We start from the raw sequence: 4,184 nt of genomic DNA, 5'->3' as shown, positions 1-4,184 counted from the left end.
CACGGTTCATAAGGCCAATGACACAGGTGCTGGGTGCAGAGTTTTTAAGGAAATGTTGCAAAAATATCCTACATTAAAGGGAGTTTGTGCAGATGCTGGATATAGAAAACCCATGGAGGAATTTGTAAGAAATATATTGAATAAAACTATAGCAATCTCAGAGCGTATATCTCAAGGATGGGCTATAATTCCAAAGTGTTGAATCGTCGAAAGAACATAGGATAGCTAAATTATTTGCAAAGGGTATCTAAAGATTATGAAATTGCCCTAGCGACTGCTGAAAACATGACATGAGTATGATAGCCCATTCCATGATTCTATTAAGAAGGACAGCTAAATCATGAATGCAGGTTATCAATTTCTCTTTGTCTAATTTTTTCCATGGGTTATTCCTTTTGTTGACTACTTCAAGATTTTTACTCCATCTCACTACTGCTGATTTAGATATGCAAAATCTAGCGGTTACTTTTTCAAATGATAACCCGCGCTTTGTTTTTGTTTTTAATGCTTTTTTCGAAAATCTAATGAATATGTCATAACTTTAATTATATAATTTATTATGTAATTAGAACTCTATCCAGCTCCATTGTCATGTTCTTTTTATGATGTTTTAGCCATATCATATACTTCGGCTACTTTACTGATCCCATATTTTTTAGCTAAGATTACAGCCTGCAGTTCTGCAATTTATCTCCCCCAACAAAGCATCTTTTCCAATCCGTTTTAGACTTTTGGGTGCAAATTCAACAGCATAATCTTCTATTAATTTGGACACACAAGCCATTCTTTGTCTTCATACGTTATAAATTTATTATACGATCTTCCTCAAATGTCTGTATCTCTGTTCATTTAGTGATGGGATCTGGTATTATATAACTTCTTGCTAAGAGCTAATAACCAAGTATCCATTCCATTGATCTAAAGCGAAGGGAGAATTTCTGTTATTTCTAAAAGAACAAACTGAAAAATAAAGCGTGTGCACGATAAACATATCTAAAAAGAAAGACGCTTCAAAAAGTATTTTTTTAATTTCCATCAAAATCTTTATAGGCTTGAGCTAAATCTCTCTGTTTACAAATTTTGAAAATAAATCTTATATCTTTTAATATTTTAGTGTATTCCACTCTTTCAGATCGGAGGATTTTCTTGATTTTCAAGCAAAACCTCCTAAAAACTACTACTTTTGTAGTAAAATCAACAAACTCTTTGAAGCAATTAAAAAAATTACACTACAAATTTATTTTCATTTTAATCGGCCTCTTTATCCTCTTTATCCTCTTTATCCTCTTTATCCTCTTTATCCTCTTTATTTTCTTTTTCTACACTGCTTTTCGTATCTTTTTCAGATTCAGATTCTTCATCTGATTCAAATACTTTTTTAAGTACTTTTGAAACATCTTCGTCTGCCTCTTCCTGAGTGCTTTGTTTAGCTATCAGAGGCATAGACAGCACAGTCATCATTAAAAAATAGTAAAAGAAGTTCATTTTTTTCCCTTTTTATAAATAAGTTCAACAATAATATTATAAATAGAAACCGTTAAAAATTAAAAAATAAAATCATCATAAATAATATTTTCTAGATACAAACCATGCGCTGGAGCAGTAAACGGCTTTCTGCCATCATTTCCTGGAGATAAATATTCTGAAAACTCTTTTGTAGAGATACGTCGTGCTGCTAAATAAACCATAGCTCCCGTCATCATACGAACTTGACGATGCAAGAAAGACTTCGCTTGAAATCTTAGACACAAAAATGACCCCATATCCTCTATAGTAATTTGATCTAACGTGCGAACTGGATTAGAAGCCTGACAAGAAGAATTACGAAAATTAGAAAAATCTTTGGTCCCTTTTAACATCTCTGCCGCATCTTGCAGTAAAGTCATATGAATAGGTCTATTTACCCACCATGCCCGAGACTTCCACAAAGGACTATCACTAGGGCGCGTAAGCAATATGTACTTATATACTCTGCTTTTTGCAGAAAAACGTGCATGAAATGCCTTATCTACTATTTTCACATCCAAAATCTGCACTCCAGAATTTTTTAAATAGTAGTTTCCCCCCTTAAAAATACGCTTTTTTGTATAAACTTTAGCAAAATCAACATGAGCTACCTGTCCTTTAGCATGCACCCCCGAATCGGTACGCCCTGCAGCATACACAGAAACAGTTTCCTGAGTAAGCTTAAAAAATACTTGCTCCAACGTCTTTTGAACAGAAAGAGGAGAAACGTTCTGACTTTGCCATCCAGAAAAAAATCCTCCATCATATTCAATATGGAGCGCATAACGAACGCTCATGTCTATGTTGCAGCACCATTGTTGCCTAATTTATTATAAATAGCATTTAGATGTCGAATATAAGCACGAAATCTTTGATATTGAAGTCCCCCCATACGCTCAATGGGCTGCGCAGAATTATGAACACTCATCGGATTAATTTGTGAACCGTTTCTGATCATTTCAAAATGCAAATGATTTCCTGAGGCATTTCCCGTGGACCCCACAAAACCAATAACCTGCCCTTGATAAACAGTTGTGCCTGGACGTAATTTTTGTGCGTATCTCGATAAATGGCCATAAGCTGTACGATAGTCATTAGAATGACGAATACGAATAAAGTTTCCATACCCTCTAACCCATCCCACTTTTTCTACAACTCCAGAAGCTGCAGCTCGAACAGGAGTTCCCAAAGGCGCTGCAAGATCAATTCCCTTGTGATGATGGTGGTACCCAAATATAGGATGCTTTCTTTTTCCAAAATAAGAAGATAGCCTTCCCCCAGAAAGAGGGCGAATGAAAGAAAGCCCACTTTTCTCTTTTGCTTGATTAACCCTTTCCCCATTTTCCGTAAACAAACCTGGCGCATTCTTGCGTAAGGAATAAGGATACAAAGAAACGTTGCGTTTTGTATTCTTTAACTTAAGAAACAAAATATCTTTGCACTCAATCTGTCCAGTACGTGCATTTTTAACTCCTCTATACAATATAAAAAATTGAGACCCTCTTCCGTAGTGCTGACGCAAAGGAATTTTACTTGCTTCCAAGAAAGATGTGGCAAGACGAAATGCACAAGAAGGTAATCTTTTTCTTCTAAGATCAGAAAGAAGGGAGGTGGTAACAACTCCTTGAGTGCGCATAACAAAAGAAACCAAAGAATCTTTTATTGTTTCAATTCTAAACTTTTCTTTATCAATAAAAATCTTTTTTGTCGTTACTAGATCCATAGGAATTTCTATAAAAGAAAGATGTTTTTCTTCTCCCACTCCCAAGTAAAAAATACGAACTTCTTTACCCGCGATAGCGCGCGTTAACACTTTCTTCTTAGAAAGACTGATTAAAGCATCTCTTATAAGTACACGATGGTGAGGAAGAATATTCTGTAACCGTAACCCATGCATAAAATTATTTAAAGAGTTCCATCGCAAAGAAAAGCTTTTTAATGCGTGAGGAAAAACTTTGCTTAAAGCAGATTCTAAACCAGTAGGCGCATCGAATCTTCTAGATGAATTCAACACGCTATTCCAGTAATAAAAATCCTTCTGCGACTTTGAAATACGACAAGAAAACAAAGTAAAAAACTGAGAAAAAACATGAGGTTGATAAGACTGATTCCTAAAAAAAGTTACATCTATTTCCTGGTTTTGAAATAAATTTGAACGATACCCATGATGAACGTACAGTAATACCCCAAAAGAAAAAATAAGAAAAGTCGTAATTTTCTTTAAGAACTTTTCTACACAATTATTCAAAGAAATATGCTGCATCTAAATTTTCCTCACACTTGATAAATCTGTTGAAAAACACATAATGTAGGCTTCATCTTACAAAATTTAGTACAAAAATGTAAGCCCCCCCACTAACTTGCTCTGCAAAAATTTTATAACCGTAAAGTCGTTATTTGTTTAGTTCCTAACTCTTATGGTGCAATCTATAAAGAACTCAAGGAGACAAATTTACGGGAAATAATTATTGCATGCGAATGCCAAGACACAGCCAAGAACCAGAAAAGAACTACAAGAATCTAAATAGAGCGCACCAACGCTTGCAAAACGCCATACTCCAAGCGTCAAGGCGGTTCTAAAATGGAAGAAGAGATTAAGCGTTGAGGTATAAGCGCTCGGGCCCGACACAGCCAAAGCGCGTCTTATCCTTAACGCAGCACCATGTGCTTTCCAAATC

General features: G+C 35.3%; 4 protein-coding genes and 1 pseudogene. 1 reads left to right on the top strand and 4 read right to left on the bottom strand.

Translation table 11 applies throughout. The annotated features are described in order from the left end of the window. A pseudogene (locus K737_RS10290) lies at positions 1–202 on the top strand (IS5 family transposase); the annotation flags it as partial. A 1,046-nt stretch (positions 203–1,248) separates the two neighbouring features. On the opposite strand, the gene K737_RS04555 reads toward K737_RS10290, so the two are convergent. The 4 genes from K737_RS04555 to K737_RS11185 all read right to left on the bottom strand — a co-directional run. Beyond that, positions 1,249–1,485, bottom strand: coding sequence for a hypothetical protein (locus K737_RS04555; RefSeq protein ID WP_024161465.1), 237 nt, complete (start codon positions 1,483–1,485; stop codon positions 1,249–1,251). 59 nt (positions 1,486–1,544) lie between these two features. Next, positions 1,545–2,303 carry a tRNA pseudouridine(38-40) synthase TruA gene (truA, locus tag K737_RS04550; RefSeq protein WP_006292152.1) on the bottom strand — a complete coding sequence of 253 codons (759 nt, stop codon included), beginning with the start codon at positions 2,301–2,303 and terminating at the stop codon, positions 1,545–1,547. A 2-nt stretch (positions 2,304–2,305) separates the two neighbouring features. Further along, entirely contained in the window at positions 2,306–3,769 is a 1,464-nt protein-coding gene (locus K737_RS06870) for a M23 family metallopeptidase (RefSeq protein ID WP_006292154.1), read from the bottom strand. Positions 3,770–3,958: 189 nt separating this feature from the next. Further along, positions 3,959–4,184, bottom strand: a 226-nt coding sequence (locus K737_RS11185) for a hypothetical protein (RefSeq protein WP_235075694.1), incomplete at its 5' end; no start/stop codon positions are given.

Source organism: Holospora undulata HU1, assembly GCF_000388175.3.
In the GTDB taxonomy this organism is placed as follows: domain Bacteria; phylum Pseudomonadota; class Alphaproteobacteria; order Holosporales; family Holosporaceae; genus Holospora; species Holospora undulata_A.
The sequence above is the reverse complement of the archived record's forward strand: the minus strand, read 5'-3'. Positions and strand labels throughout refer to the sequence as shown.